Annotated in this window: 22 protein-coding genes and 1 riboswitch; of the genes, 9 read left to right on the forward strand and 13 right to left on the reverse strand. The window is 50.6% G+C overall.

The window, feature by feature from the left end; all coding sequences use genetic code 11:
• Positions 1-2: 2 nt before the first annotated feature.
• The 3 genes from A3EQ_RS0111490 to A3EQ_RS0111505 all read right to left on the reverse strand — a co-directional run bounded on the left by A3EQ_RS0111490 (position 3) and on the right by A3EQ_RS0111505 (position 3,692).
• Positions 3-914 (reverse strand): ABC transporter ATP-binding protein, encoded by a 912-nt coding sequence (locus A3EQ_RS0111490; protein WP_020155327.1) that lies wholly within the window; start codon positions 912-914, stop codon positions 3-5.
• A gap of 13 nt (positions 915-927) precedes the next feature.
• The gene (locus A3EQ_RS0111495) at positions 928-1,557 is read right to left on the reverse strand and encodes a TetR/AcrR family transcriptional regulator (RefSeq protein WP_020155328.1); all 630 of its coding nucleotides are present in this window, start codon (positions 1,555-1,557) and stop codon (positions 928-930) included.
• Positions 1,558-1,946: 389 nt separating this feature from the next.
• Positions 1,947-3,692: a phospho-sugar mutase gene (locus A3EQ_RS0111505; protein ID WP_020155330.1), complete on the reverse strand. Its 1,746-nt coding sequence runs from the start codon at positions 3,690-3,692 to the stop codon at positions 1,947-1,949.
• A gap of 587 nt (positions 3,693-4,279) precedes the next feature.
• Between A3EQ_RS0111505 and A3EQ_RS0111520 the strand changes: the two genes are divergently transcribed.
• Positions 4,280-5,266: a Gfo/Idh/MocA family protein gene (locus tag A3EQ_RS0111520; RefSeq protein ID WP_020155333.1), complete on the forward strand. Its 987-nt coding sequence runs from the start codon at positions 4,280-4,282 to the stop codon at positions 5,264-5,266.
• Positions 5,267-5,420: 154 nt separating this feature from the next.
• Here the strand turns inward: A3EQ_RS0111520 and A3EQ_RS20990 are convergent, their stop codons facing one another.
• Positions 5,421-6,470, reverse strand: coding sequence for an AI-2E family transporter (locus A3EQ_RS20990; protein WP_051091417.1), 1,050 nt, complete (start codon positions 6,468-6,470; stop codon positions 5,421-5,423).
• A 290-nt stretch (positions 6,471-6,760) separates the two neighbouring features.
• Positions 6,761-6,986: riboswitch (cobalamin riboswitch) on the forward strand.
• A gap of 135 nt (positions 6,987-7,121) precedes the next feature.
• On the opposite strand from A3EQ_RS20990, the gene A3EQ_RS0111535 reads away from it, so the two are divergent.
• Genes A3EQ_RS0111535 through A3EQ_RS0111545 form a run of 3 tightly spaced genes read left to right on the forward strand, consistent with a single transcriptional unit; the run spans position 7,122 to position 10,839 of the window.
• Complete coding sequence (locus tag A3EQ_RS0111535; RefSeq protein WP_026499914.1) at positions 7,122-9,389, forward strand: ribonucleoside-diphosphate reductase subunit alpha; 2,268 nt, start codon at positions 7,122-7,124, stop codon at positions 9,387-9,389.
• Positions 9,377-9,892 carry a flavodoxin gene (locus tag A3EQ_RS20995; protein ID WP_020155337.1) on the forward strand — a complete coding sequence of 172 codons (516 nt, stop codon included), beginning with the start codon at positions 9,377-9,379 and terminating at the stop codon, positions 9,890-9,892. The genes A3EQ_RS0111535 and A3EQ_RS20995 overlap by 13 nt, the downstream gene beginning before the upstream one ends.
• Positions 9,775-10,839 (forward strand): ribonucleotide-diphosphate reductase subunit beta, encoded by a 1,065-nt coding sequence (locus tag A3EQ_RS0111545; protein ID WP_211212066.1) that lies wholly within the window; start codon positions 9,775-9,777, stop codon positions 10,837-10,839. The genes A3EQ_RS20995 and A3EQ_RS0111545 overlap by 118 nt, the downstream gene beginning before the upstream one ends.
• Positions 10,840-10,997: 158 nt before the next feature.
• Here A3EQ_RS0111545 and A3EQ_RS0111555 read toward each other — a convergent pair whose 3' ends face one another.
• Entirely contained in the window at positions 10,998-11,927 is a 930-nt protein-coding gene (locus A3EQ_RS0111555; RefSeq protein WP_020155340.1) for a pseudouridine-5'-phosphate glycosidase, read from the reverse strand.
• Position 11,928: 1 nt separating this feature from the next.
• Positions 11,929-13,056, reverse strand: coding sequence for a carbohydrate kinase (locus A3EQ_RS0111560; protein WP_040369397.1), 1,128 nt, complete (start codon positions 13,054-13,056; stop codon positions 11,929-11,931).
• A gap of 370 nt (positions 13,057-13,426) precedes the next feature.
• Here A3EQ_RS0111560 and murB point away from each other — a divergent pair, with 370 nt between their 5' ends.
• Positions 13,427-14,356 carry a UDP-N-acetylmuramate dehydrogenase gene (gene murB, locus A3EQ_RS0111570; protein ID WP_020155343.1) on the forward strand — a complete coding sequence of 310 codons (930 nt, stop codon included), beginning with the start codon at positions 13,427-13,429 and terminating at the stop codon, positions 14,354-14,356.
• Between the two features lie 62 nt (positions 14,357-14,418).
• On the opposite strand, the gene A3EQ_RS0111575 is transcribed toward murB, so the two are convergent.
• Positions 14,419-14,664 (reverse strand): hypothetical protein, encoded by a 246-nt coding sequence (locus A3EQ_RS0111575; protein WP_020155344.1) that lies wholly within the window; start codon positions 14,662-14,664, stop codon positions 14,419-14,421.
• Positions 14,665-15,302: 638 nt separating this feature from the next.
• Between A3EQ_RS0111575 and A3EQ_RS0111580 the strand changes: the two genes are divergently transcribed.
• The 3 genes from A3EQ_RS0111580 (at position 15,303) to A3EQ_RS0111605 (ending at position 18,810) form a co-directional block, all read left to right on the forward strand.
• Complete coding sequence (locus A3EQ_RS0111580) at positions 15,303-16,361, forward strand: zinc-dependent alcohol dehydrogenase family protein (RefSeq protein WP_026499915.1); 1,059 nt, start codon at positions 15,303-15,305, stop codon at positions 16,359-16,361.
• Positions 16,362-17,117: 756 nt separating this feature from the next.
• The gene (locus A3EQ_RS0111600; RefSeq protein ID WP_020155349.1) at positions 17,118-17,738 is read left to right on the forward strand and encodes a DUF47 domain-containing protein; all 621 of its coding nucleotides are present in this window, start codon (positions 17,118-17,120) and stop codon (positions 17,736-17,738) included.
• A gap of 73 nt (positions 17,739-17,811) precedes the next feature.
• A complete protein-coding gene (locus tag A3EQ_RS0111605; RefSeq protein WP_020155350.1) occupies positions 17,812-18,810 on the forward strand; it encodes an inorganic phosphate transporter in 999 nt (332 codons plus the stop codon).
• A 167-nt stretch (positions 18,811-18,977) separates the two neighbouring features.
• Here the strand turns inward: A3EQ_RS0111605 and A3EQ_RS0111610 are convergent, their stop codons facing one another.
• A complete protein-coding gene (locus tag A3EQ_RS0111610; protein WP_020155351.1) occupies positions 18,978-19,898 on the reverse strand; it encodes a DUF1002 domain-containing protein in 921 nt (306 codons plus the stop codon).
• 222 nt (positions 19,899-20,120) lie between these two features.
• On the opposite strand from A3EQ_RS0111610, the gene A3EQ_RS21000 reads away from it, so the two are divergent.
• Positions 20,121-20,759 (forward strand): hypothetical protein, encoded by a 639-nt coding sequence (locus A3EQ_RS21000; RefSeq protein WP_020155352.1) that lies wholly within the window; start codon positions 20,121-20,123, stop codon positions 20,757-20,759.
• 140 nt (positions 20,760-20,899) lie between these two features.
• Here A3EQ_RS21000 and A3EQ_RS0111625 read toward each other — a convergent pair whose 3' ends face one another.
• From A3EQ_RS0111625 to A3EQ_RS0111645, 5 genes are read right to left on the reverse strand one after another with little or no spacing between them, the layout of a single operon-like run.
• Entirely contained in the window at positions 20,900-21,973 is a 1,074-nt protein-coding gene (locus A3EQ_RS0111625) for an ABC transporter substrate-binding protein (protein WP_020155353.1), read from the reverse strand.
• Positions 21,970-22,773, reverse strand: a complete 804-nt coding sequence (locus A3EQ_RS0111630) for an ABC transporter permease (RefSeq protein ID WP_020155354.1) — start codon at positions 22,771-22,773, stop codon at positions 21,970-21,972. The genes A3EQ_RS0111625 and A3EQ_RS0111630 overlap by 4 nt, the downstream gene beginning before the upstream one ends.
• 1 nt (position 22,774) lies before the next feature.
• Positions 22,775-23,596, reverse strand: a complete 822-nt coding sequence (locus A3EQ_RS0111635) for an ABC transporter permease (RefSeq protein ID WP_407637032.1) — start codon at positions 23,594-23,596, stop codon at positions 22,775-22,777.
• Positions 23,571-24,683, reverse strand: a complete 1,113-nt coding sequence (locus tag A3EQ_RS0111640) for an ABC transporter ATP-binding protein (protein ID WP_020155356.1) — start codon at positions 24,681-24,683, stop codon at positions 23,571-23,573. The genes A3EQ_RS0111635 and A3EQ_RS0111640 overlap by 26 nt, the downstream gene beginning before the upstream one ends.
• A 56-nt stretch (positions 24,684-24,739) precedes the next feature.
• Positions 24,740-25,282 carry a helix-turn-helix domain-containing protein gene (locus A3EQ_RS0111645; protein ID WP_020155357.1) on the reverse strand — a complete coding sequence of 181 codons (543 nt, stop codon included), beginning with the start codon at positions 25,280-25,282 and terminating at the stop codon, positions 24,740-24,742.
• Between the last annotated feature and the right edge of the window lie 289 nt (positions 25,283-25,571).

Genomic DNA, 25,571 nt, shown 5'->3' on the forward strand with positions numbered 1-25,571 from the left:
GGTCATTCCTCCCCGATTCCGGATGCGGACCGCTCCGATCCTTCATAATGGCGCAAGAACAAATCTTCCAAGGTGGGCGGGGTGCATTCCAGCTTCTGGATCCCGAACTGGCTCAAATGGCGGATCACCCCGTCCATTTCTTCCGTATCGACTTGGAAGGAGATCCGCAAATTTTCCATGACGAGATGATGGACGCCTTTCAGGTTCTCCAAGCCGTGAACCGGCTCCTTCGTTTCCACGGTCATATGGTTGCGGGTGAGATGGCGCAGGTCGGCCAGCGTCCCCGAATCGATGATCCGCCCCTGGCGGATGATGGCCACCTTTTCGCACAGCTTTTCCACTTCCGATAAAATATGGCTGGACAAAAACACGCTTTTTCCAGCATCCCGCACTTCCCGGACGCATTCCTGGAAGATGCGCTCCATCAGCGGATCCAAACCGGAGGTGGGCTCATCCAAAATATAGAGATCCGCATCGGAGGCAAAGGCGGCCACAAGGGCGACCTTTTGCCGGTTTCCCTTGGAATAGGTCCGGCATTTCTTCGTCGGGTCGAGATCAAATCTCTCCAGAAGTTCATCCCGTTTCCGGGCATCCACCCTTCCTCTCATCTTCAACAACAGATCGATCACTTCGCCGCCGGTTAAATTCGGCCAAAGATTGACATCCCCGGGGACATAGGCGATGCGCTTATGAATCTCCACCGCGTCCTTCCAGGCATCTTTGCCGAAGATTTTCACTTCCCCTTCCGTCGGTTTCAGCATCCCGAGCATGATCCGTATCGTCGTCGATTTCCCCGCGCCGTTCGGTCCGATGAACCCGTAGATTTCCCCTTCCTCGATCGTGAGATCGACATGGTCAAGGGCGGTAAATTTCCCGAATTTTTTCGTTAAACCCTTCACTTCCACCATGCTCATGGAAATCCCTCCGTCACTTATAAAAACATGTTTTTAAAACCGCCAAATACTCGTCGAATTCCTGCCAATACGGCGTCAAATCGACTTCCGACAGCTTTTTTCCCCTGAAGGCTTCCCTTAAATCGAGCTCATAGCCTTTCATCGCCCATTTGATCAATTGAAAGGCCTTATCGGGATCGACGCCGTCGCGGAATTTTGTCCGGTCGATCCTTTTTTGCCGGTAAAGCCGCTCTTGAAGCAGCGCGTAGATCTCTTCGTACTTTTTCTTAAACGGTTCCGGCCATTCCTGTTCGACCTCCAAAATGAATCTTCCCAAAAACAGGGTCACTTCCGGGAATCGGACCAAAAATTCAAACTTGATCCGGGCGACATGGCCGAGACGGTCGATCACATCCTCAATCGAGTCATCGATCCGGTTCAAATAATGCTCCTTTACCGTTTCAAAACTGTAATCGATCAAATACAGATAAAGATCCTGTTTGCTGTTGAAATAATAAAACAGCATCCCTTTCCCGATTCCCGCTTCCTTCACGATCCGGTTCGTCGACGCCTGTTCGTATCCTTTATCCGCAAATTCTTTCAAGGCTGCACGGATGATCCGTTGTTTCTTTTCCTCGGGGAGTTTCTGAAACGGATCCGTCAATGGCATCCTCCCTTTCGTAAATTGGATCGGGACCGGCCTTTCTGGCCTGGTCCCTCAAGTTTTTTGAAAAAATCTGAAAATCGACCAATCTGGTCGAATTCATTATACCACCAACCCCCCGCCGCCTCAAGAAGGGTTTCAGGAACCGCTCCCTTTCGCCGGAAGCCCCGTTTCGCGGGTCGGCGGGCGGCGGGAAAAGCGGCCCTTCAAAAATATTCGGCAAACAAAAAAGGCGTCCCTTGCTGATGGGACACCTTCTTCGAACGTGCCATGAAAGCATGCTTCTTGTCCTAAGCTTCCCGCCCACGGCCGGATGCCTCGGATCTTTCCGAAAAAAGCCTTACGGGCGAAAGGCCCGTTGCCGCGGGACGCCCTTTTTGCCCTTTCGGTCATTTTTGCAGAATCTTTTCCACCATCGCCATCACGTTCGTTTCCAGCTGCCGGAGCCGGGCTTCACTTTGCGCCTCGGAATCCCCCCGGACGGCAAAATAGAACTTGCACTTCGGCTCCGTTCCGGAAGGCCGGATGCAGAACCAGGATTCGTCCGCCAAATAATATTTCAATACGTTCGATTTCGGCAAATGGATCGGGGTGGTTTGGCCGGCGGCCTTGTCCACCCTTTTTTGGGTTAAATAATCTTCCGTTATGGCCACCGGGATGCCGCTCACTTCTTCCGGCGGATTTTGCCGGAAGGCATCCATGATCGCCCGGATTTTTTCCGCTCCGTCCTTTCCTTTCAACGTGATAGACCGCAGAGACTCTTTGTAAAAGCCGTACTTTTTGTATATCTCCATCAATACGTCGTAGAGGCTTTTCCCTTGGGCTTTATAATAGGCGGCCGCCTCCGCCGCAAACAGCGCCGCCTGGATGGCGTCCTTGTCGCGGACAAAATCGCCGATGAGATAGCCGTAACTTTCCTCGTAGCCGAATTGGAACACGTGGGACCCGGTTTCCTTGAATTCCTTGATCTTTTCCCCGATGAATTTGAATCCGGTAAGGGTATCGATCGTTTCCACGCCGAAATCGGAAGCGATGGCGCGCCCCAGTTCGGAGGTGACGATCGTCTTCAACACCGCGCTGTTTCGGACAAGCATTCCCTTTTCCTGTTTCTGGGACAAAAGATAATAAAGCAGGATGGCCCCCGTTTGGTTCCCCGTCAATACCACATAGTCTCCCCGGCCGTTTTTGACGACGATCCCCAGCCGGTCGCTGTCCGGGTCCGTCCCCATGATCAGGTCCGCATCGTATTTTTTCCCGTAGCGGATGGCGATTTCGAAGGCTTCATGCTCTTCCGGATTCGGCGATTTGACCGTGGAAAAATCCGGATCCGGCTGCTCCTGTTCTTTAACGACATAGACGTTTTGAAAGCCGAACTCCCTTAATCCCGTTTGCACCAATTGACCGGCGGTACCGTGCAGGGGGGTGAAAACGATCTTCAAATCCTTGCCCCCGTTTAAAATGACATCCCGGTTCAATTGGATCGTTTTCAATTTCTCGATATAGGCCAAGTCGATGTTTTCGCCGATAAATTGCAGCAGGCCTCGATCGATCAGTTCTTGTTCGCCCGGCACCGTCAGGGAAAGCTCATCTTCCACTTCATACACGTAACGGATGAGTTCGTCGGCCGCTTTCGGCGTCAGCTGGCCGCCGTCTTCCCCGTACACCTTGTAGCCGTTGTATTCCGGCGGATTATGGCTGGCGGTGATCACCACCCCGGCAGCGGCATGCAAATAGCGCACCGCAAAGGAAAGCTCCGGGGTCGGACGGAGGGACTCGAAAACATAGGCTTTAATCCCGTGTTTTCCGACCGTCTTTGCCGTTTCCAGGGCAAATTCCCTCGACTTGCGGCGGGAGTCATAGGCGATGACAACCCCTTGCTTGGCCTTTTCCTCGCCGCCCGATGCCAGCAAAAATCTCGCCAATCCTTCGGAAGCCTTCCTCACCGTATAAATGTTGATCCGGTTCGTGCCCGGGCCGATCTCCCCGCGCATGCCGCCGGTGCCGAATTCCAGGTATTTATAAAAAAGGTCTTCCAGTTTTTTTTCGTCTTTCGCCATCTCTTCCAGCTGTTTTTTCAATTCCGGATCCAAGTTTTCAAAGCGCAGCCATCTCTCCGCTCTTTGTTTCCATTCCATGCATTGATTCCCCCAAGAATTTGATTCCGAAAAAATTATACCAAATGATCCGGGAAAAACCTATCCGCGCCAAAAAAAGTTCCTTATTTTTCCTGTTTTAACGGGCCGTTCCGCCGCGGCGAAACTTCCGGCATGCGGCGCCGGGCGGCAAGGCGCAGGACCTAGAAGGGGAGGCTCCGGCCGGAAAAGCTCCGCGGCCCTTTAGGTCCTTTGAAAGATTTGCCCTGCGGAAGGAACACCGCCGGCATTTTGCCGGCCGGGAAATGCCCGCCGATCCGGCGGCTTCCTTTCACGGCCCGGACGAATGGCAGGATCCGGGAAAAATGTTTTGCACAAAAGGGGCCGCCTCGGAAGTTTTCAATGATCACCGGCGGGCACCCATGTGCACAAGTATTGAAGCCACCGTTTCAGCCGGAAGTTTTCATTGATCCCGCTTCCCTGCCATGACTTTTTGTCCCCGCTGTAGTAAAGTAAAAGAAGGGAATCCGCTTTATCCCTCGGCTTTCCTCCTTCCGGCCGGAAGTCCGGCCGGCTCATGTGGAAGAACGATTGATCTCGCAAACGAAACAAGGAAAGGGGAAGATTGGATGATCCGATTTGCCGTGATCGGAACGAATTGGATTACGGATAAATTCATTGAAGCCGGGTATCTCGCCGGAGACTTTCAGCTCGCCGCCGTCTATTCCCGCACGGCGGAGCGGGCGAAGGAATTCGCCGGGAAGTACGGGGTGGACACCATCTTTACCGACTTGGAGCAAATGGCAAAAAGCGACGCTTTCGACGCGGTTTATATCGCCAGCCCGAACGCCCTGCATTGCGAACAGGCCGTCCTCATGATGCGGCACGGGAAACATGTCCTTTGCGAAAAGCCGCTGGCCTCCAACTTCCGGGAAGCGCAACGGATGCTCGATACGGCAAGGGAAAACCGGGTGCTGTTCATGGAAGCCCTGAAAACGACCTTTATTCCGACTTTTTTGAGCATAAAAGAAAACTTGCCGAAAATCGGGAAGATCAGACGGGCGTTTTTTAATTTTTGCCAATACTCTTCCCGCTATGACGCCTATAAAGAAGGGATCCTGTTAAACGCCTTTAATCCCGCCTTCTCCAACGGAAGCCTGATGGATATCGGCGTTTATTGCCTGTATCCCGCCGTCTTTCTTTTCGGCGAACCGGAGAAGGTCCTGGCGAACGCCTTCATGCTCGAATCCGGCGTCGACGGGGAAGGGAGCGTCATTTTATCCTATCGGGACATGGAAGCCGTCCTGATCCACTCGAAGATCGCCAATTCCTTCATCCCGTCGGAAATCCAAGGGGAAAAAGGGACAATCATCATCGACAAGATCTCCTCCCCGGCCAAAGCGACGATCGTCTACAACGACGGCACAAGGGAAGAGATCGGCAGAAAACAGGAGGAGAATACCATGGTCTATGAGGTGAAGGAATTCGTCCGGCTGATCCGGGAAGGGAAGCGGGAATCGGCCGTGAACAGTTTTGAAACCTCCCTCCTGACCGCAAAGATCATGGAAAATATCCGCCGGCAGATCGGCCTCGTTTTCCCGGCGGACCAAAAATAAGTTCACGAAAACCAGTGACTCCTTTGCCCGGGCAAAAAAGCCCGCTTCCCCGGCGAACCCCTCCCGCAGGAAAGGTTCCGCCGTCCGGACGGGCCCCGAAAGGGCGGGGATCCGGCAACTGAAACGGAACGGGCCGGCGTTTCGCCGGCCCTTTTTAAGCAGATACTTCCTCTTTCTTTTCCGCCCCGTCTTTTTCCGGGGTCTCGATGGTTTTGATCCCCAGCACATCCAAAATGAAGACGAAAATCGGGATCCCGAGGATCATCCCCCATACCCCGAAAAAATGCTCGCCGAAAATCAAAACGATGAAGGTATAAAAAACGGGGAGATTCGTTTTCGCCGACATAAATTTCGGATTCAAAATATAGGCCTCAATGGCGTGGATGACGGCGATCATGATCAGCACATAAACCACTTTGATGACGCCGCCGATGCTGTAAGCGATAAAACATAAGGGGATCAGGGAAATGATGACGCCGGCCACGGGAATCAGCCCGAGGAAAAAGATCATGATCGCGAGCCCGAACAATTGCGGAAAATCCATCAGCCAGAGGAAAAAGACCGTCAAGAAGGTGTTGACCGTGGCGATCAAAAATTGGGCTTCGATCACCTTGCCGAAGGTCCGGATGAATTTCCTCCCGAAATACTCGATTTCATTGTAAAAGGAACTGATCTTGCTGTCCTTGAACTTGCCGGTAAAGGCGATGATCCTTTCCTTTTCCAGCAGAAAGAACAGGCTTAAAATCAAGGATAGCAGCACATGCAGGCTGATTGTGCCGATATTGCTGAAATATTTGACCAAAAATGAAACGCCGACGCTGATATAATTGGTAATTTCATACCGCTTGATCTGTTCGACGATGAAGTTGATGACGACATTGTCCTGGGGCTTGGAGTAAAAATCGGTCAGCTGTCTGATCAGCTGGGTGATTTCGTTCACGAATACCGGCGTATATTTTACGATCCCGTATGTTAAAGCGAAAATGGCTAAAGAGTACAATATAAAAATCGTAATTTTCCTGTTGAGCGGCACCCGTCTGGAAATAAACCTTTCCAGGCCGTTCATCAAAAAGGAAAAAATGAAGGTCAATAAAATGATGTTGATGATCCCCCGCAACAGGTAAAGAACAAAGATTAATATGGCAAAAATAATAACCCGCTTCCATCCGGTACCTTGAAAAATCTTTTTTACTTCAGATTCCACCTGGCCCTCTCCCATCATGAAAGATTCCTTATACCAATATTTTAAGCCATTTTCCCTTCCGTGTATTGATAAAAATGAACGGTCTTTCGCGAAAAAAACTCCCATTTACGAATACGGATGACCGGCAATCCGGTGTCATTTTAACCGCCCTTCTAAAGAAAAATTTCATTGCAAGTTGTCCAATAACCGGAAAAACATGATCCGGCAAAGATTGACAACCTGCGGTTCCCATGTTACGATGTACCCAAACACTATATTTTGTGTTTTTCTTGAATGATAAAACAATATATTGAGTATCGGCAAGTCAAGGTGCCTGAACAAGGCTTAAAAGGGAATCCGGTGAAAATCCGGAACTGTCCCCGCAACTGTAAATGCGTACGAACGGGTCATATCCACTGTATCGAAGGGCCGGCGCTCCAAGACGCGTCCTCCGCACCAATCCGGCCATTCGATGCGGGAAGGGACCCAAGTAGGATGATGCATGAGTCAGGAGACCTGCCTTGCTTGCCTAAAGTTTCACTTCTTCGGGGGTTGGGAAGGTGAAACGATGGCGAATGGGATCCGTCCTTTTCCTGTCGTTTATCCGCTTTCAACCCCGAGCGGATATTTTTTTATGTCTAACAGAAAGGGGAAGAGGGAGCAGTGACCGGAATGATCACGACCGCGAAAAATCAGGGAATTGACAAAAACAGGCTGGAAACCTTGATCGATTGGGCGGCTTCTTTTGACGGCGCCCCGTTGAACGGCCTTCCGGCTTACAAGGAAAAAATCTTTCGGACCATCGCACAGAGACAAGAACTGACGGAAGACCGGCTGACCCGATTGCTCATTGCAACCGCATTGGAAAATGTGGACGAAGCGAACCCGCAATGGAGCTTTGCCGCAGCCAGAATATACTTGGACGATCTTTACCGCCAAGCGAGTGAAAACCGGGGATATGCGAAAGAGTTAAAATACGGGGATTACTACCGGCTGCAAAAAACATTGGTGGAGAAAGGCATTTATTCTCCAAACATCCTGGAAAAATATACGGAAGAGGAGATCCGCCTGCTTTCCCGGATCATCGATCCGGACAAGGACCTGCTTTTTGACTATACCGGTTTACATACCTTGGCGACCAGATATTTGGCCGCCGACCATGACAAAAACATCTATGAACTCCCCCAAGAGCGATGGCTGACGATCGCCTTGTATTTGATGCAAGATGAACCGAAGGAACGGCGCCCCCACCTCGTTCGTGAGGCCTACTGGGCATTATCGAACCTTTACATGACGGTCGCCACTCCCACATTGGCCAATGCCGGGCTGGCCCACGGCCAACTGTCCAGCTGTTTTATCGATACGGTGGCGGATTCGCTCATCGACATCTACAACAGCAATACCGACGCGGCCAGGCTCTCCAAAGACGGCGGAGGAATCGGGGTATATATGGGGAAAGTGAGGAGCCGCGGCAGCTCCATCAAAGGTTTTAAAGGGGCATCATCCGGTGTCATCCCATGGATTAAACAACTGAACAACACGGCCGTGAGCGTCGATCAGCTCGGGCGGCGGAAGGGCGCCATATGCGTTTACCTCGATGTTTGGCACGCCGATATCCTTTCCTTTTTGGATTTAAAATTGAACAACGGGGATGAAAGGCAGCGGGCCCATGACATTTTCACCGGCGTCTGCATTCCCGACCTGTTTATGGAACAGGTGGAAAAGCGGGGAGACTGGTACTTGTTTGATCCCCACGAAGTGAAGCGGGTCATGGGGTTCGCCTTGGAAGACTTTTATGATGAGGAACCGGGAAACGGCTCCTTCCGGGAAAAATACTTTGCTTGCGTCCATGATGACCGGTTATCGAAACAAAAAATTCCCGCGATTCAAATCATGGCGCGAATCATGAAGTCCCAGCTGGAAACGGGCACCCCGTTCATGTTTTACCGCGATCAAGTGAACCGCATGAATCCGAACAAGCACGCCGGGATGATCTACGCGAGCAATCTTTGCACGGAGATTGCCCAAAACATGTCGCCTACGGTTCAATACGAGGAAACGATGGACGGGGATGTGATCATCACCCGCAAAAAAGCCGGGGATTTTGTGGTTTGCAACCTGTCCTCCGTCCATTTGGGAAAAGCGGTTCCCGATCAAGTCCTGGAACGGCTCATTCCCATCCAGGTGCGGATGCTGGACAACGTGATCGATTTAAACACCATCAGCGTCAAACAGGCTGCGGCCACGAACAAGAAATATCGGGCGATCGGCCTCGGCACCTTCGGCTGGCATCACCTGCTGGCTTTGAAAAGGATCCATTGGGAATCGGAGGAAGCGGTTGAACTGGCGGACAGACTGTATGAAAAAATCGCCCGTTTGGCCATTCGGGCGAGCATCGAACTGGCGAAAGAAAAAGGGCCGTACCCGCTGTTTGAGGGAAGTGAGTGGCAAACGGGGGAATACTTCGCCAAAAGAGGTTATTTGACGGGCGAAAATGCCGAAGAATGGGAGGAAATTCGAAAAATGACCCAAAAGCACGGCATCCGCAACGGCTATTTGATGGCCGTCGCCCCCACATCCAGCACGTCCGTCATCGCCGGTTCCACCAGCGGCATCGATCCCGTTTTTAAACCCTTTTATTACGAGGAAAAGAAGGATTACAAGCTGCCGGTTGTGGCTCCCGATCTGGATCACCGCACCTATGACATTTACCGCCGGTCGGCCTACATCGTCGATCAGCGCTGGTCCATCCGGCAAAACGCGGCGAGACAGAAGCATATTGACCAATCGGTTTCCTTCAATTTTTACGTTCCCCACAATATCCGGGCAAAGGTTTTGCTCGACCTTCATCTGCAGGCCTGGAAATCGGGACTAAAAACCACCTATTACGTCCGGTCCACGGCATCCGATATCGAGGAGTGTTCCTGGTGCGCGTCCTGATCAGTTATGCCAGCTTCAGCGGAAATACGAAAGAAGTGGCCGAGATCATCGAAAACCGGTTGGCCCGGGAAGGATTTGCCGTCGAGAAATACCGGATCAACCGCCTTAACCGGGACATCCCCGACCTTTCCCGTTTCGATCTCATCTTTCTCGGCACCTTTACCTGGGGAAAGGGGGCCACTCCGGAAATCGTCAAGGATTTTGTTTATAAAATCGGCTATAAACCGGCAAATGTCTTCATATTTGGCACCGGGGACACTCAATTCGGCGGCGACGAGTTATTTTGCAAAGCCTGCGACAAGCTCGCCAAATTTTACGGATCGACCTATGAACCTTTAAAAATCGAACAAAGCCCCCGGGGTGCCCAGGAAAAGAAAGTTACGGAATGGACGGAGGGAGTGATCGAACATTGGAAAAGCTCCTTAAAAAAGCAACCGTTTTGGAGCCGGAAAATCCGAACAGATCGACCGCCCTTTTCGGCGGGAAGGCCAGCGGGATCTTAAATTGGAATGATATCGCCTACCCCCATTTTTACGATTACCGGGAACAGATCCGCGCTTTGTTCTGGCGGGCGAGCGAAGTGGATATGACCCATGATGTGAAGCAATTTCCGAGCCTCTCCGCCGGGGAACAAAATGCCTTTTTAAAAATCATCGGGCTGCTCGCCACCCTGGACGGCCCGCAAACGGATATTGCCATGCGCATTTCCCATTATTCCACGGACCCGTCGGTCAAATCGATCATGGCGACCATCGCCGATCAGGAAAGCGAACATAACCACAGTTACGCCTATGTGCTCTCTTCCGTCGCCACCTTAGATCTGCAGATCGCATCCTTCGAGACGGGCCGCCGGGATCCCGTTTTATTGAAACGGAACGAACGGATCATGAAGGTCTATAATGAATTCGCGGAACATCCCACGATTTTGAACGTGTTGAAAACCATGGTGTATTCCTCCCTGCTGGAAGGATTGTACTTCTATTCCGGATTTGCCTTCTTTTATCATTTGGCCAGGCATCAAAAAATGGTCGGAACATCGGCCATGATCTCCTATATCAACCGGGATGAACTGCAGCACGGACGTTTTATCAGCGAATTGTTCCGGGCCACCTTGGCGGAAAACCCGGAGTATAACACGGAAACGTTCATCGATTGGGTGTACGGCCAATTCCGGCACGCCGTCGAACAGGAAACGATCTGGAGCCGGTATATCCTGAAAGATATCGACGGCATCGATTTGACGGAAATGGAGGGATACATCCAATACCGGGCCAATAAAATGCTCCGCCTTCTCGGGTTGAGCGATCTTTATGAAAACCGCACGGAAAACCCGATGAAATGGATCCGCGCCTACGTCGATAATTTCGACGGAACCAAGACAGACTTTTTCGAACAAAAATCCCGCCAATATATAAAAGTCGGGGACTTGAACGGGTTCGACGAATTGTAGGGGAGATTTCGGGGGAAGGGCCGGCCGGTATGGCCGGCTGCGGGATAGATGAAGACTTCTCCTAAAAAGCCGATGGATCCGCAATTACCGGGTTTTATGACCGCCGGTCCGTTTTCCCTGGATTCCCCGGAATCGTAAGTCCGGGGCAAGGAAATACCTTAGCGGTCCTTTTCCAACGTATGCAAAGCGACGCTGATTTCCGCGGCAAGCTTCGCGTTATTTTTCACGAGGGCGATATTGGCCGCCAAACTTTTTCCGCCCGTCAAATCTTTGATCCTGCCCAATAAAAAGGGAGTGACCTCCTTGCCCCGGATCTTCCGCTCTTTCGCTTCCGCGAGCGCCCTTTCGATGATCTCCCCGATCATCGCTTCGTCCATGGATTCCGCTTCTGGCACCGGGTTGGCGACGACCACGCCGCCCCCCAGTCCGAGGTCCCACTTCGTTTTGATCAATTCGGCGATCTCTCCGGGGGAATCCAGCCGGAAGTCCACTTTGTGGGGGCTCGTCCTCGTGTAAAAGGCCGGCAGACGGTCCGTCCGATAGCCGATGACCGGGACGCCCCGGGTCTCCAAGTATTCCAAAGTCAGGCCCAGATCCAATATCGACTTGGCGCCGGAACATACGACGGCCACATTGGTCCTGGCCAATTCCTCCAGGTCGGCGGAAATGTCCATCGTGATCTGGGCTTCCCGGTGAACGCCGCCGATCCCGCCGGTGGCGAACACCCTGATCCCCGCCAGGGCCGCGCAGATCATCGTCGCCGCCACCGTCGTCGCCCCGTGCTGCCGGGTGGAAATCAAATAGGGCAGGTCCCGGCGGCTCGCCTTATGAATCCCCCGGTGTTCCGCCAAAAATTCGATGTCCTTTTCGCTCAGGCCGATGCGGATCTTCCCGTCGATGACGGCGATGGTGGCAGGCACCGCCCCGTTTTCGCGAATGATCCGTTCCAGTTCCAAAGCGGTTTGCAAATTTTGCGGATATGGCATCCCGTGGGAAATGATCGTCGATTCCAGGGCGACGATCGGTCTCCCTTTTTCCTTCGCTTCCCTGACTTCCTCGGAAAAATGCAAATATTGTTCTCCTGTCATGTCAAAAATCCCCTTCCATGTTTGATTCCGTATCGTTCCAAAGGTTCCGGACGGTTTCCGCCAAAAGTTCCCCGTTCAATTCTTCCGCCACGGTTTTTTCCGACTGAACCGTCAGATAGGAGCAGGCGAGCCCGATTTGGCAGGCCGACGTAAGATCCTTCCCTTCATTCAGTCCGTAGATGACTCCGGCCGCCAACGCATCCCCCGCTCCCGTCACGTCCCGGACTTCCGCCTCCGGCGCCGGGAGATGACCGCAGAAACCGGACCGGTCAAAATAAAAGACTCCCTTCTCTCCGGCGGTTACCACCAATTTTTCCAGGCCCCGCCGGAACAGCACATCGGCAAGGGGGAGCGGATTTTTTTCGGAAAACTCGGTTTTGGCGACGGCCTCCGCTTCATCCCGGTTGACGATCAACAGCTTGATTCCGGATAAATCTTCCGGAAGCTTTTCCGCCTTGGGAACGGACACCGTCGCGACCGCCAGGGGGATTTTTTCCTCCCTGCACCTTGTGATCACATATTGGATCACATCCTTGGGAAAGTTCGTATCGAGCAAAACAAAGGAAGATGAACCGATGTGATTCCACCGTTCCGCCAACTGGCCGGCGGCGACCCGGTCGTAGATCCCCATATCGGCCAGAGCGACGATCATTTCCCCGCTCCCGTCGATGATGGCCGTGTAGTGGCCGGTATTGGCCCCGGAAATGTTCATCGCGGGGCTTAAATCCGCCCACGCCCCCGTCGATTCCTGCAGCCATTTTCCGGCTTCATCATTGCCGAGGACGGTGACCAACGACACCGCCGCCCCCAATCTGCCGAGATTTTCCGCGATATTCCTCGCCACGCCTCCCAACGATTTTTCCGTACGGACCGGGTTGGACGTCCGCCATTTGATGTTCCCGGAAAGATACATCTTTTGGTCAATGTTGGCCCCGCCGATGCAAGTAATTTTTCTTTCCCGTGGCAGGATATAGGCCCTGCCGACGATCTCCCCTTTTCTCATCAAAGAGGAAATGTAATTGGCCACGGCCGAACGGGAAAGCTTCAGTTCCCGGGCGATTTCATTTTGGGAGATAAAGGGATTTTTTTTGATTAATGCCAGAATCTGCTTTTCCTTTTCATTTGCCATCAACCGTTCACCAAACTTTTGTTTATTAAATAAACATTTGTTTAAATTATACCATGAAAATTCCCCGCTTGGAAGAAGACGGGAAAGTTCTTTTGATCCGGCCGCCTTTCGCAAGGGGAAGACCCGCCTTGTCCCGATTGCCCGCCGATTTTGTCCATCCGGGACATGCCGCCCGGGCTTTTCCCCGCATCAAAAAAACGCCATCCTGCCGGGCCGGACACGGGCGGCTTAAAAGCAAAAACGGCCGGAGCGCCCGGGGAGAGCGCTTCGCAAAATGTTCATGGTATGTTGCGCTAGATATTTATTCGGCGTAATATAATAGGAGTGTATCCCAACAACGACGAAAAAAGGATAAAGGAATGAAATCCTGATGGATAAGAAGGAAATCTACGAACGGTTGACTACCATAGTGGATAAAAAAAATATTTGCGTGGATGAATGGCTGAAACGGCATACCTTCACCCGTCTGGGAGGAAAGGCCGATTTTTTCGTGACGCCGGAAACCTATGATGAAGTGCAGGGATTGATCAAATTCGCCAAAGCCAATCAGATTCCGCTCACCCTGATCGGCAACGGATCCAATTTGATCGTCCGCGACGGCGGCATCCGCGGCATCGTCATGTCCCTTACCAAGTTTAATAAAATCACCGTAGACGGGAACTATCTCATCGCCCAAAGCGGAGCGGGCATTATCGAAGCTTCCCAGGAAGCCCTCAAGGCGGGTTTGACCGGATTGGAATTCGCCTGCGGGATCCCCGGGACGGTGGGCGGCGCCCTTTACATGAACGCGGGGGCCTACGGGGGAGAGATCAAAGATGTTTTGGACCATGCCCTCGTCATTGACAAAGACGGCAATTTCGTCAAACGGAAGGCGGAGGATTTCGGCTTTTCCTATCGCTACAGCAACATCAGCAAAAACGGGGATATCGTTTTGGAAGCCGTCTTCCGCCTGAAGCCGGGGAAATACGAGGAAATCAAGGCTCTGATGGATGATTTGACGGAAAGGCGCCGGGCCAAACAGCCGCTGGAATACCCTTCCTGCGGGAGCGTTTTCAAACGCCCGAAGGGCTATTATGCCGGAAAACTCATCCAGGACTCGGGCCTTCAAGGATTCCGCATCGGCGGGGCGGAAGTATCCAAGAAACATGCCGGTTTCATCGTCAATGTGGACAACGCCACCGCCTCCGACTACATCCGCGTGATCGAACATGTGCAAAAGACGGTCAAAGAAAAATTCAACGTCACCTTGGAAACGGAAGTGAAGATCATCGGGGAAGATCCAAAAGAGGGAGAGGGATAAACCCTCTTCTTTTTTCTTTTTTGAAAACCGTCCTTCCGGCCCTCTCCATGAACGTTCCTCCCTTATTCGCATTCGACGTAATAGACGAATTCGTCCGCCTTCTTAAACAATTTTTTCCTCGTGAAATAGACCCGGTAACGGTTCCCTTCTTCCAACGGTTCGTAGTGCGTCAACTTGGCTCCGATCCGTTTTTCCGCCTCTTGGCAGGCGGAATGGAGAGAGGCGCTGCGAATTTCCATGGCGGGAACCGCATATTGGTTGGCCGGTGCGTAATTGTTCTTTAGTTCCAGATAAAATTTGTATATCATCGGATTTGGTCCTTTCTATAAAAAATTTATCGAAAATTCGAGATTTATAGGCTTAAAGACCTAGTTCGTATTATTATTTTATACCTTTTCTTTTGGATTTCAATAATTTTCCTAATCTATTTTTCTTAATATTTATAAGAAAAAAATCTTTTTTACATCTTCTGAAAATCCACCGGAACGTGCGTTTTTCTTCTCCTCCTATGGAGCGCACCGGATGAAGCCGGCCCGTCTCACCCACGCACCTCGCCGATATGTGTCCTGCATCCCTCGGCAACTTGGCCATGATTCCGGCTGCAGGCGCCTCAGACCTTCCCGCCATACAAATTTTCCCAGGATCAGCCGTTTCAAGCGAAAGAATTTATTGACTGTTGTTTATTCAATTGCTAGTATATAATTAAACAAATATTCAAAATATTTTCCGGAAAGGGGGATCGAAAAGGAGACGGGAAACACGGTCGGCTTGAAATTCGCTGAAAAGGGATTTTTATCGTCCGGAATGTAAACGCTTACTTATATCCTCTTTCCCGAACGATGCTGGCTGCAGACGCGAACAAACCTTGAAAACTGCATCGCTGCATGGTGCAGCGGAAAAACGACCTTCCTTTAAATAAGGATTGTATTCAAGGAGGAGAGAAATGATGAAAGCGGCCAAAATTATCGAGCATAAAAAACCGTTGGAAATTCACGATGTTCCTGAACCCACACCTGGTCCGGATGATGCAGTTATCCGAATTGAAGCCTGCGGGATTTGCCGCACGGACTGGCATTCTTGGCAAGGGGACTTCTCGTGGATCGGTTTGGCACCCGAACTGCCCATCACGCCCGGGCATGAGTTCGGCGGCATCGTTGAAGAGGTCGGCAAAAATGTGAAATCGTTCCGTCCCGGAGACCGTGTAACCGTTCCCTTCCATTGGGGCTGCGGGCGCTGCGATTATTGTAAAAAAGGCAGGCCGAATTTATGCGAAAATCTTAAAATCTATGGACTGGTTTCCGGCCTGGAAGGCGGATATGCCGAATATATCCTCATCCCCAATGCGGATTTTAACCTGATCAAACTGCCGGAAAATGTCGATGGCTTGACAGCGGCTGCCGCAGGCTGCCGATACATGACCGGCTACCATGGCGTCGTCAGGGGAAATGTGAAACCCGGGGACTGGGTAGCCGTGCAAGGAGCCGGCGGCGTCGGGCTTTCCGCCATTCAAGTGGCCACGGCCCTGGGGGCTCAAGTCATCGCAGTCGACATCGATGATGAAAAACTGGAAAACGCCAAAAAGGAAGGCGCCGTTGCGGTAGTAAATGCCAAAAAGGAAAACGTGCCCGAAGCGATTAAAGAAATTACAAAGGGCGGGGCACATGTCGGACTGGACGCTTTAGGAATCAAGGATACCGTCCTGAACTCCGTGCTGTCCCTGCGAAAAGGGGGAAGACATGTCCAGATCGGTCTGACGACTTCGGCAGAAGGAGGATACGTTTCCCTCCCCGTCGACTTAATTACGGCATCCGAAATCGAGTTTGTCGGCAGCCTCGGCAATCCTCAACCTGACTACAGCGGCCTGTTAGCCTTGATTTCCTCCGGCCGCCTGAACCCGAAACGGCTGGTCGAACAGGAAGTCAGCTTGAGCGATGTCAACCGGATCTTCGACAATATGACCCATTATAAAACGAAAGGATTCAACGTCATCACCTCATTTAAGTGAACAGGAACAATGGGGCTTCCCCCTCTAAAACCGCCATTCCATTCTGGAGATAGGAATCAGCCGAACCGGGTCAAGTCTTTTGACCCGGTTTTTTTCGGCCACCCCCGGCGGAGAGCCCCCCCGGTTTCAAGGCCGCACCCCAACCGGTAAAGGTTGAATGGGCCTCCTAGGGCTTGAACATGGCCGCGGACCCGCCCGCCGGAAAACCAAAAAACGGGAACGGCTTAAGGAAAAACAGCAAAAGGTTTCCCGGCGGCAGGAAAGCCGGCAGAAAGATCAGATTATTTGTAAGGAAGCGTTTCATCGGCTTCCTTTTTTGCTGCCGCTCCTCCTGCTGGAAAAGGGGTTCATATCTAAGCGGCCTTCCGGATCCCTTGCCCCTTTTCCAAAAAAGACGAATATGTGACACGGAACGAGCTCTGCGAATCTAAATCCCTTGCCTCCTTTCCCCAAAAAAGATCCCTTCCTGTCCAAAAAACGGATGCCGTAAAAAGATTCCGGCATCCTTTGAAAAATGATCCCGTAATCATCTTTTCATGACCGGCCGGCTATAATGGATTCTGAAATCCTTGTTGCGGAAAGCGGAAATCAAGCGTTCTTTCATGCCGGCGCCAAAAATTCCAAAAACCGGAAATATTCTTGGAAGCGCTTTAATGTGTTAAAACGGTGAAAAATTAAGGAAATTATTTTTTTTTGGGTGCAACTATATTATAATTCAATGTTGGGACGACGAAATTCGCTTTTGGAGGTCAGACTATGCCGTTGCACCGGAAAAAAGACAAATTTTCCCAATTGCTTTGCGACATTTCAAACAATTTGAAGGAAGCATCCGCTTTTTTTTATGACTATAAAATCAAAAACGGGAACGATTTGAAATTTTTCGCCGAACGGGTGAAAGAACATGAGGCGAAGGGAGATTCCTTCGTCCATACCATCACGAGGGAATTGAACCATACGTTCATCACGCCGATCGAACGGGAAGATATCATGCAATTGGCCATGATGCTGGACGATGTCTTGGACGGGCTCGAGGAAACGGCCGCAAGGCTCCACATGTACGACATTACCACACCGACAAAAAGCATGTCCGATTTTGTTTTCCTTTTAAATCAATGCGCCATTGAAATCGACCAAAGCATCCAATTGCTCGCCAACAAAAAATTGACGGAAATCCATGAGCATGCCGTAAAAATCAAAGAGTACGAATCCAACTGCGACCAGCTGCTCCGGGAAGCGGTAAGGGACTTGTTTTTGACGGAAAAGGATCCCTTGAAAATCATCCAATACAAGGAAATCTACGAACTTTTGGAAGAGGTTGCCGATCATTGCCAGGCCGTGGCCAATACGCTGGAAACGGTAGTCATGAAGAACGTATGAGTCCGGCTTCGGCGGTTTCATCCGGAAACATGCGGACCAGGATGCCAAACTAATAGAAAAGGAAGTTCAGCGAATGGAGACAGGACTGCTGGTTACCATACTGATCGTCATCTTCGCTTTAGCCTTCGATTTTATCAACGGGTTTCACGACACGGCCAACGCCATCGCAACGAGCGTATCGACGAAGGCATTAAAACCGAGACAGGCCATCCTCCTGGCGGCCATCATGAATTTTCTCGGGGCGATGAGTTTTACCGGCGTAGCGAAAACGATCACGAAGGACATCGTCGACCCCATGTCCTTGCCGGACGGATCGACGGTCATTTTGGCCGCCCTTATCGCCGCCATAGCCTGGAATTTGATAACCTGGTATTTCGGAATCCCGAGCAGCTCTTCCCATGCCCTCATCGGCTCCGTGGCCGGCGCGTCCGTCGCGAGCATGGGATTTGGAATTCTCAATTATTCCGGATTCATCAAGATTATCGAGTCCTTGATCTTTTCTCCCATTATCGCATTTGTTGTCGGATATATCATCTATTCGATTTTTAAAGTCGTTTTCAAAAACCTCAATCTCCCGAAAACGAACAAACGGTTCCGATATTTTCAAATTCTCACCGCCGCCTTACAAGCCTATACCCACGGGACCAACGACGCCCAAAAGGCCATGGGCATTATCACAATGGCCTTGCTGGCGGGGAACTACATCAGTGATCCGGAAGTCCCCCACTGGGTACAATTTTCCTGCGCCCTGGCCATGGGTTTGGGCACCTCGGTAGGCGGGTGGAAAATCATTAAAACCGTCGGGGCAAAAATCATGAAGATCCGCCCCGTGAACGGGGTTGCCGCCGACTTGACCGGGGCGACGGTCATCTTCGGCGCCACCTTCATCCATTTGCCCGTCAGCACCACCCACGTGATTTCCTCCGCCATCCTCGGCGTGGGCGCTTCCCACCGCATCCGCGGCGTGAAGTGGGATACGGCGCAGCGGATGGTGTTGACTTGGTTTATCACCCTGCCCATTTCCGCCCTGTTGGCAGGATTTTGCTACTTGATTTTGGATCTGTTCCTTTGAAGAAAAAAGGCTCTCCTCCGGCGTTTTTGCCGGAGGAGCTGTTTTTTTAATCAGCCATCCCCGGATGGGCTGCCCCGCATCCGGAAAATCCTTTCGGCTTTTCCCGGTCTTGACAAGATGCCCGGGAAGAATAGAGATCCCGCGCCGGAAAACCCCATCGGCCGGAATCAACCGAACAATCCTTTCACGAAATCGACCACCGAACGGAAGAAATCCTTGATAAAATTCCACAGCGACCGGAAGAAGCCTTCATCCACCCCCGCTTCTTCCAGCTTGCTTTTAATCGTTTTCGACAAATCCGCCAGCTGATCCTTCACCTGGCTATAATCGATGTCCAGCTGCCGGATCTTATCGAATAAATCAATCAGCATCCGTTTTTGTTCATCCGTCAGGTCGATCTTCAAATTTTTCAGTTCATCTTCCACGATTTTTTCCACTTCTTCCCTGGAGGCCGGCTTGTTTTCGGCGATATCCTGCTTGATCTCCGTCAACAGCTGGCTGGCCTTTTCCTCATCGACGCCCCCTTTTTTCACAAGATCGGTCACCACGTTGAGCTCTTCATTGGCCGTCTCCAGCCGGACGGTATCCAATTTTTCCCCGGTATTTTCATAGGCTTTAAAAATTCCCGTCAAGGCCGAATGCCCGGTTACTTTTATCGGGGAAGCCACTTCGATCTTCGCGTCTTTCACCCCCGCCGTAATCAAGGCGTTGGCATACATGCTGTCCGTCACTTCGGTAATGTTTTCCGGGGTCAATTGGATCACTTGGATCCCTTCCCCCTCCTTCAGCCTGGTGATTTTCGCCGAAGAATACATCCGGGAATTCGGGTCGCCGTTGATATACTTTTTAATGTCCTCCCCCGTTACGGTAATCTCGATCACTTCCGGCTCCTCGTCCACCCGCAAAAGCTGCTTCGTCTTTTCCTTTTGTTCCTTCGATAAGTTCGCCCCGTACACAACGATCGGCGGCCCATACTTTTCATCCACCGCCTTCGTTTCCCCCTGTTGGTCATCGGCGAAAACATTTCCCGCAAACGCACTGAAGGCAAGAATGCATCCGAACGCCGCCAGCAAAACCTTTTTCATCATTTCCATCCCTCCCTTTACCAGGATCGATCTTGCCTCGCCAAAAAGAACTTTGCATTTTTTTCGGATTATCGATATGATTTTGTTAATGAAACTTTCAATCCCCTTTATCCGTTGAAATCGGCAACAAGAATTTTGGCATTTTCAGCACTCCTATTCTATAAAACTAATATTATCGGATTCAACGGAAAATCTCAATTCACGAACAAGGGGATGGATCGGGGTATGGAGCGGATGACGAAAGACAAAAAAGCCATCTATATCTTATTGACAGACACGGGAACCATCGTTTCCCAGCCGATCAAATGGTTCACCAACGCACCCTACAACCATGTTTCCATCGTTTTCGACGATCAGCTGCGGGAAGTTTACAGCTTCGCGAGAAAAAAGCTGCATAATCCGTGGGTCGCCGGATTCATCAAGGAAGAGATCTATGCCGGCCGCTTTTTTGAAGACACGACCTGTACGCTATTAAAATTCTACGTTTCCGAGGAAGAATTTATGAAAATGCGGCAGATCGTCCAATATTTTAAGGAAAACGAGGAAAAACTCACTTATAATCTGCCGGGATTGTTCGGGGTTTTGATCCGTTATCCCATCAAGAAAAAAAATGCCTATTTCTGTTCCCAGTTCGTGGCGGAAGTCTTCCTGAAAAGCGGCGTCTATTTTTGGGATCTGCCCCCGGAATTGATCACGCCCAATCATTTTTTCACCAATAAAAATTTTGAAGTCATCTACGAAGGAAGATTGTATGATTGCCCCTTTCTGGTCAAGGAAGAGATCAGGAATGATTTGCCAAGGCGCCTCTCCGTCAGCGGACTGGTCGAAAAAATCAAAAGTTTCTTCCCGTACCCGAATCTCTAGTTTCACCAACATTCGCCATAAGCCCTGATTGAAAAAAAAACGGCTCATAATCCGGAACCACCGGGCAGGAGGCGGCGGGGCGCCGCCCGGCGCACTTTCCTTTTCGGCCCAAAAAAATCCGGCCTTTCGGCCGGATTTTTCTATTTGGTGTGCATTTTGAATTCCAAATACAGTTCATTGTAATAGGCCAGCATCCGTTTGCCGAGATTTTTATAAACTTCCAGTCTTGCCGTTTTTTCCGGCGAAGGATAAAATCTTTCATCCTTCACCGTCTCTTCCGGCAAGAGGGCCATGGCCGCCTTATTCGGGGTCGCATAGCCGACATACTCGGTATTTTGCGCGGCCACTTCCGCATCGAGCATAAAATTGATGAACTTATGGGCCCCTTCCAGGTTTTTGGCCGTTTTCGGGATGACGAAATTGTCGAACCAGAGATTGGAGCCTTCCTTCGGCACGACGTAATCCAAGTTTTCGTTTTCCCACATGATTTCCGCCGCGTCCCCCGACCAGACCACGGCGACGGGGGCTTCCTCATTCACCATCAGCATCTTGATCTCGTCGCCGACGATGGCCTTAATATTCGGCTGCAATTTTTCCAGTTTTTTCTTGGCCTCCAACAAATGGGCTTTGTTCGTGTCGTTTAAGGAATAATTCAGGCTGTTCAGCCCGAATCCCATCACTTCGCGGGCGCCGTCAACGAGCACGATCTGGTTTTTCAGCCGCTTGTCCCATAAATCGTTCCAAGATTCGAAGGTCATGCCGTCCAGCATTTTTTTGTTATAAACGATCCCCACCGTTCCCCAAAAATACGGGACGGAATACTGATTGCCCGGATCGAAATCCATGTCCATAAACCGCGGATCGATGTTGGACAGGTTGGGGATTTTGGAATGATCGAGCTTGATTAAAAGATCCTCCTGAATCATCTTCTCGATCGTGTATTCCGACGGGACCGCCACATCGTAGGAAACCCCGCCCTGTTCGATCTTGGTCAGCATCGCTTCGTTGGAATCGAAGGTTTCGTAAATGACCTTGATCCCCGTTTCCTTTTCAAATCGCTTGATCAAATCGGGGTCGATATAATCCCCCCAATTGAAGACGGTGATCGTATTCCCGGAAGTCAAACCTTCGGATGTGTTCAGGCGATGGACAATGAACATCAGGACGAAGGAGACCAAAAACACGGTGACGAACAACTGGATCAGTTTTTTCATTTTCTGGCCCCCAATCCCGCGGCGCGGATGTTCCGGTTGGAAATAAAGTAGTAGCCGATGACCAAAAGGACGGTAACCAGGAACAGGATCGCCGACAAGGCGTTAATCGTCAACGAGATTCCCCTTCTCGCCATGGAATAAATCTCCACGGACAAGGTGGAAAATCCGTTCCCCGTAACAAAGAAGGTGACGGCAAAATCGTCCAAAGAATAGGTTAAGGCCATGAAAAAGCCCGCCAAAATGCCCGGCGAAATATAGGGAAAAATCACCTTCGTCAACACATCCCATTTGCTCGCCCCCAAATCGAGGGCGGCATCGATCAGCGTGGCGCTCATTTCCTGCAGTTTCGGCAGGATCATGAGGACGACGATCGGCACGGAAAAGGCGATATGGGCCAATAGCACCGACACGAAACCGAGCTTGATGCCGAGGATCGTGAAAAAGATCAAAAAGGACGCGCCGATGATGACGTCGGGACTTACGATCAAGACATTGTTAAAAGAAAGCAAAACCTGTTTCGCCCAATTCCTTTTGGCGTAGTACACGGCAAGGGCTCCGAAGATGCCGATGATGGTGGAAAAGGCCGACGACAAAAGGGCGATGATGATCGTATTCAGGACGATGATGAAAAGCCGGGTGTCCTGGAACAATTCCTTGTACCATTTCAAGGTAAAGCTGTGGAAATCGTACATCTTTCCGCCGCTGTTAAAGGAATAATACACCAAGTAAAAGATCGGGGCGTACAGGATCACAAAAACAAGGGCCAAATAGATGTTTGCCAGCTTCGCTTTTTTCAGCATACTACACCCCCCGCTTTCTTGAGCTGTTTCCGGTGATGATCATGAACAGCACCATGACGACCACGAGAAACACGGCGATGGTGGAGCCCATTCCCCAGTCCTGGGTGACAAGAAAATGCTGTTCCACGGCGGTACCGAGGGTGATCACCCGGTTTCCGGCGATCAGGCGGGTCAGCATGAAGAGGGACAGGGCGGGAATGAAAACCACTTGAATTCCGGATTTCACGCCGTCGATCGTCAACGGAAAAATGACCTTGCGGAAGCTTTCCCATTGGGAGGCCCCCAGATCCCTGGAGGCATCGACCAAGCTCGGATTCAGTTTGTCCAAGGCGTTAAAAATCGGCAAGATCATGAACGGGATAAAAATGTACACGGACACGAAGATAAAGCTGAAATCGGTAAACAGGAGCTGCTTCGGGCCGATGCCCAGCACTTCCAACAGGGCGTTGGCAAAGCCGTAAGTCCCAAAGATCCCCAAAAAGGCGTAGGCCTTCAACAGCAGGTTGATCCAGGACGGCAGAATGATCAACAACAGCCATAATTGCTTATACTTCGTTTTCGTCAGCAAATAGGCCGTCGGATAGGCGATGAGCAGGGAAATCGCCGTAATCAAAAAGGCATACCAGAAGGAATTCAAAGTCATTTTTAAATAGACGGGGGTGAAATATTTTTTGTAATTGGCCAGCGTAAAATTCCCGTCGATGTCAATGAACGAATAATACAGGATGAGAATGATCGGCGTGACGACAAACAGGGCAATCCACAAGACATAAGGGATCAAATAGATATTTCTGCCTCTAGTTTCCACCCGTGACCCCCCCATAGGATTCGAGCCGGCGGCCGTATTCTTCCTCCGTTTCGCCGATCCGCATCACGTGGATCGCTTCCGGGGCAAAGTCGATGCCGATCTCATCCCCGACCTTCACTTTTTTCGTGGAGTGGATCAGCCACTCGTTGCCGTTCTCGTCATAGCAGCAGATTTCATAATGGACGCCGCGGAACAGCTGGGAATCGACCCGCACCTTCAGTTTTCCCTTATCCGGGGCGGTGATTTCCAAATCTTCCGGACGGATGACCACTTCCACCGGTTCATTGGGCAAAAAGCCGCGATCGACGCAAGGAAATCGTTTCCCGGCGAATTCCACGAGGAAATCTTCGATCATCGTTCCCTTGATGATGTTCGATTCGCCGATGAAATCGGCGACAAAGCGGTTGATCGGCTCGTCGTAAATATCCGTCGGGGTTCCCCTTTGCTGAATCTTGCCCTTGTTGATAACAAAAATTTCATCGGACATCGCCAGCGCCTCTTCCTGGTCATGGGTGACAAAAACGAAGGTGATGCCCAATCTCCGCTGCAGCTCCCGCAGCTCGTATTGCATTTCCGTCCGCAATTTCAAATCGAGGGCGGATAACGGCTCATCCAGCAAAAGGACTTCCGGCTCGTTGACGATCGCGCGGGCGATGGCGACCCGCTGCTTTTGTCCGCCGGACATCTCCCGGATCTCCCGGTTTTCATAACCTTCCAAATTCACAAAGCGGAGGGCTTCCTTTACCTTTTTTTCGATGACGTCTTCCTTCAATTTTTTAATCCGCAAACCGAAGGCCACATTTTCGAATACGTTCAGATGCGGAAACAGGGCATAGTCCTGGAAAACCGTATTGACCTTCCGCTTGTTGGCGGGCAAATCGTTAACCAATTTTCCTTCGATGTAAATATTTCCTGAGGTCGGTTCCGTAAGACCTGCGATCAGGCGCAATATCGTCGTTTTCCCGCAACCCGAGGGACCTAAAAGGGTGTAAAATTTCCCCTTTTCCATTTCGAAGCTGACCTGATCCAAAACCGGCGGTTCATCGGCATCGTACTGCTTCGTCACATTTTCAAAACGAATGATGGTATTCTTCGCTTCCACGGCAGGTCTCTCCTTTCTTCAACGTTGAACTTTGCCAATACCGGATAAACCGAGGTTTACAAATACGATTCGGTGGCAACGAGGAGAAGAACCGATTCCTCATCGACGGCGTTGACGATTTGGTGCTCATCGGATGCATGAAAATAAATGGATTCCCCTTTTTTGGCCACATACGTCTTCTTTCCCAGCCTTACCATCACCTTCCCCTTCAGGACATAGGCGAAAGTCTCGGCCAGGGACGGTTCGAATTTCTTAAACTGGCCCTTCGGTTCGAGATAGAGCATGACCGGTTCCATCTCATTTTCGTTGGATTCCGGGACGAGCCAAACGATTTTGTACCCCAATTCCTCGTCGACGAATTCCGTTTGTTCCTCTTCCGGATAGATCACCTTTTGCTCATCGTCATCTTCGCTGAAAAATTCCTTCGGCGTGCATCCGAGCACTTCAAGGATGGAAAAAAAGGTCTCAATGGAAGGGGAGCTTAAATCCCTTTCGATTTGGGATATATAGCCCTTGCTCAAATCCGTTCTTTCTCCTAATTCCTCCTGGGTCAATCCTTTTTTCAGGCGCAAATTCCTGATTTTTTTCCCGATTCGCATCCTATAACCTCATTTTCTTGTTTAGTATTGGTTAACACATAGTAAAAATTGTTTTATAAAAGTAAACTTTAAGTTTACTTTTATATTTAACAATAATCAATTATACATAAAAATCAGGATTATGCAATGCTTTCACAGGAATTTTTTAAAATTTTTTACGGGGTTCATTGTAAAATTAAATGCAACAAAATAAATATACAAAAGCCACGGTAATTCCGTTATGATGAAGTCGACACAAACCCATACATAACAGGAGGAATACCATGGCTCGCTCTCATCATAACACAAC

The organism is Caldibacillus debilis DSM 16016, from assembly GCF_000383875.1.
GTDB classification, from domain to species: Bacteria; Bacillota; Bacilli; order Bacillales; family Caldibacillaceae; genus Caldibacillus; species Caldibacillus debilis.

What these genes read in the sequence shown, in the direction of transcription:
- A3EQ_RS0111490 (WP_020155327.1), bottom strand. Translation starts at nt 914, where the DNA reads ATGAGCATGGTGGAAGTGAAGGGTTTAACGAAAAAATTCGGGAAATTT.
- A3EQ_RS0111505 (WP_020155330.1), bottom strand. Translation starts at nt 3,692, where the DNA reads ATGGAATGGAAACAAAGAGCGGAGAGATGGCTGCGCTTTGAAAACTTG.
- A3EQ_RS0111520 (WP_020155333.1), top strand. Translation starts at nt 4,280, where the DNA reads ATGATCCGATTTGCCGTGATCGGAACGAATTGGATTACGGATAAATTC.
- A3EQ_RS0111535 (WP_026499914.1), top strand. Translation starts at nt 7,122, where the DNA reads ATGATCACGACCGCGAAAAATCAGGGAATTGACAAAAACAGGCTGGAA.
- A3EQ_RS0111545 (WP_211212066.1), top strand. Translation starts at nt 9,775, where the DNA reads ATGGACGGAGGGAGTGATCGAACATTGGAAAAGCTCCTTAAAAAAGCA.
- A3EQ_RS0111555 (WP_020155340.1), bottom strand. Translation starts at nt 11,927, where the DNA reads ATGACAGGAGAACAATATTTGCATTTTTCCGAGGAAGTCAGGGAAGCG.
- A3EQ_RS0111560 (WP_040369397.1), bottom strand. Translation starts at nt 13,056, where the DNA reads ATGGCAAATGAAAAGGAAAAGCAGATTCTGGCATTAATCAAAAAAAAT.
- murB (WP_020155343.1), top strand. Translation starts at nt 13,427, where the DNA reads ATGGATAAGAAGGAAATCTACGAACGGTTGACTACCATAGTGGATAAA.
- A3EQ_RS0111575 (WP_020155344.1), bottom strand. Translation starts at nt 14,664, where the DNA reads ATGATATACAAATTTTATCTGGAACTAAAGAACAATTACGCACCGGCC.
- A3EQ_RS0111580 (WP_026499915.1), top strand. Translation starts at nt 15,303, where the DNA reads ATGAAAGCGGCCAAAATTATCGAGCATAAAAAACCGTTGGAAATTCAC.
- A3EQ_RS0111600 (WP_020155349.1), top strand. Translation starts at nt 17,118, where the DNA reads ATGCCGTTGCACCGGAAAAAAGACAAATTTTCCCAATTGCTTTGCGAC.
- A3EQ_RS0111605 (WP_020155350.1), top strand. Translation starts at nt 17,812, where the DNA reads ATGGAGACAGGACTGCTGGTTACCATACTGATCGTCATCTTCGCTTTA.
- A3EQ_RS0111610 (WP_020155351.1), bottom strand. Translation starts at nt 19,898, where the DNA reads ATGATGAAAAAGGTTTTGCTGGCGGCGTTCGGATGCATTCTTGCCTTC.
- A3EQ_RS21000 (WP_020155352.1), top strand. Translation starts at nt 20,121, where the DNA reads ATGGAGCGGATGACGAAAGACAAAAAAGCCATCTATATCTTATTGACA.
- A3EQ_RS0111625 (WP_020155353.1), bottom strand. Translation starts at nt 21,973, where the DNA reads ATGAAAAAACTGATCCAGTTGTTCGTCACCGTGTTTTTGGTCTCCTTC.
- A3EQ_RS0111630 (WP_020155354.1), bottom strand. Translation starts at nt 22,773, where the DNA reads ATGCTGAAAAAAGCGAAGCTGGCAAACATCTATTTGGCCCTTGTTTTT.
- A3EQ_RS0111635 (WP_407637032.1), bottom strand. Translation starts at nt 23,596, where the DNA reads ATGGGGGGGTCACGGGTGGAAACTAGAGGCAGAAATATCTATTTGATC.
- A3EQ_RS0111645 (WP_020155357.1), bottom strand. Translation starts at nt 25,282, where the DNA reads ATGCGAATCGGGAAAAAAATCAGGAATTTGCGCCTGAAAAAAGGATTG.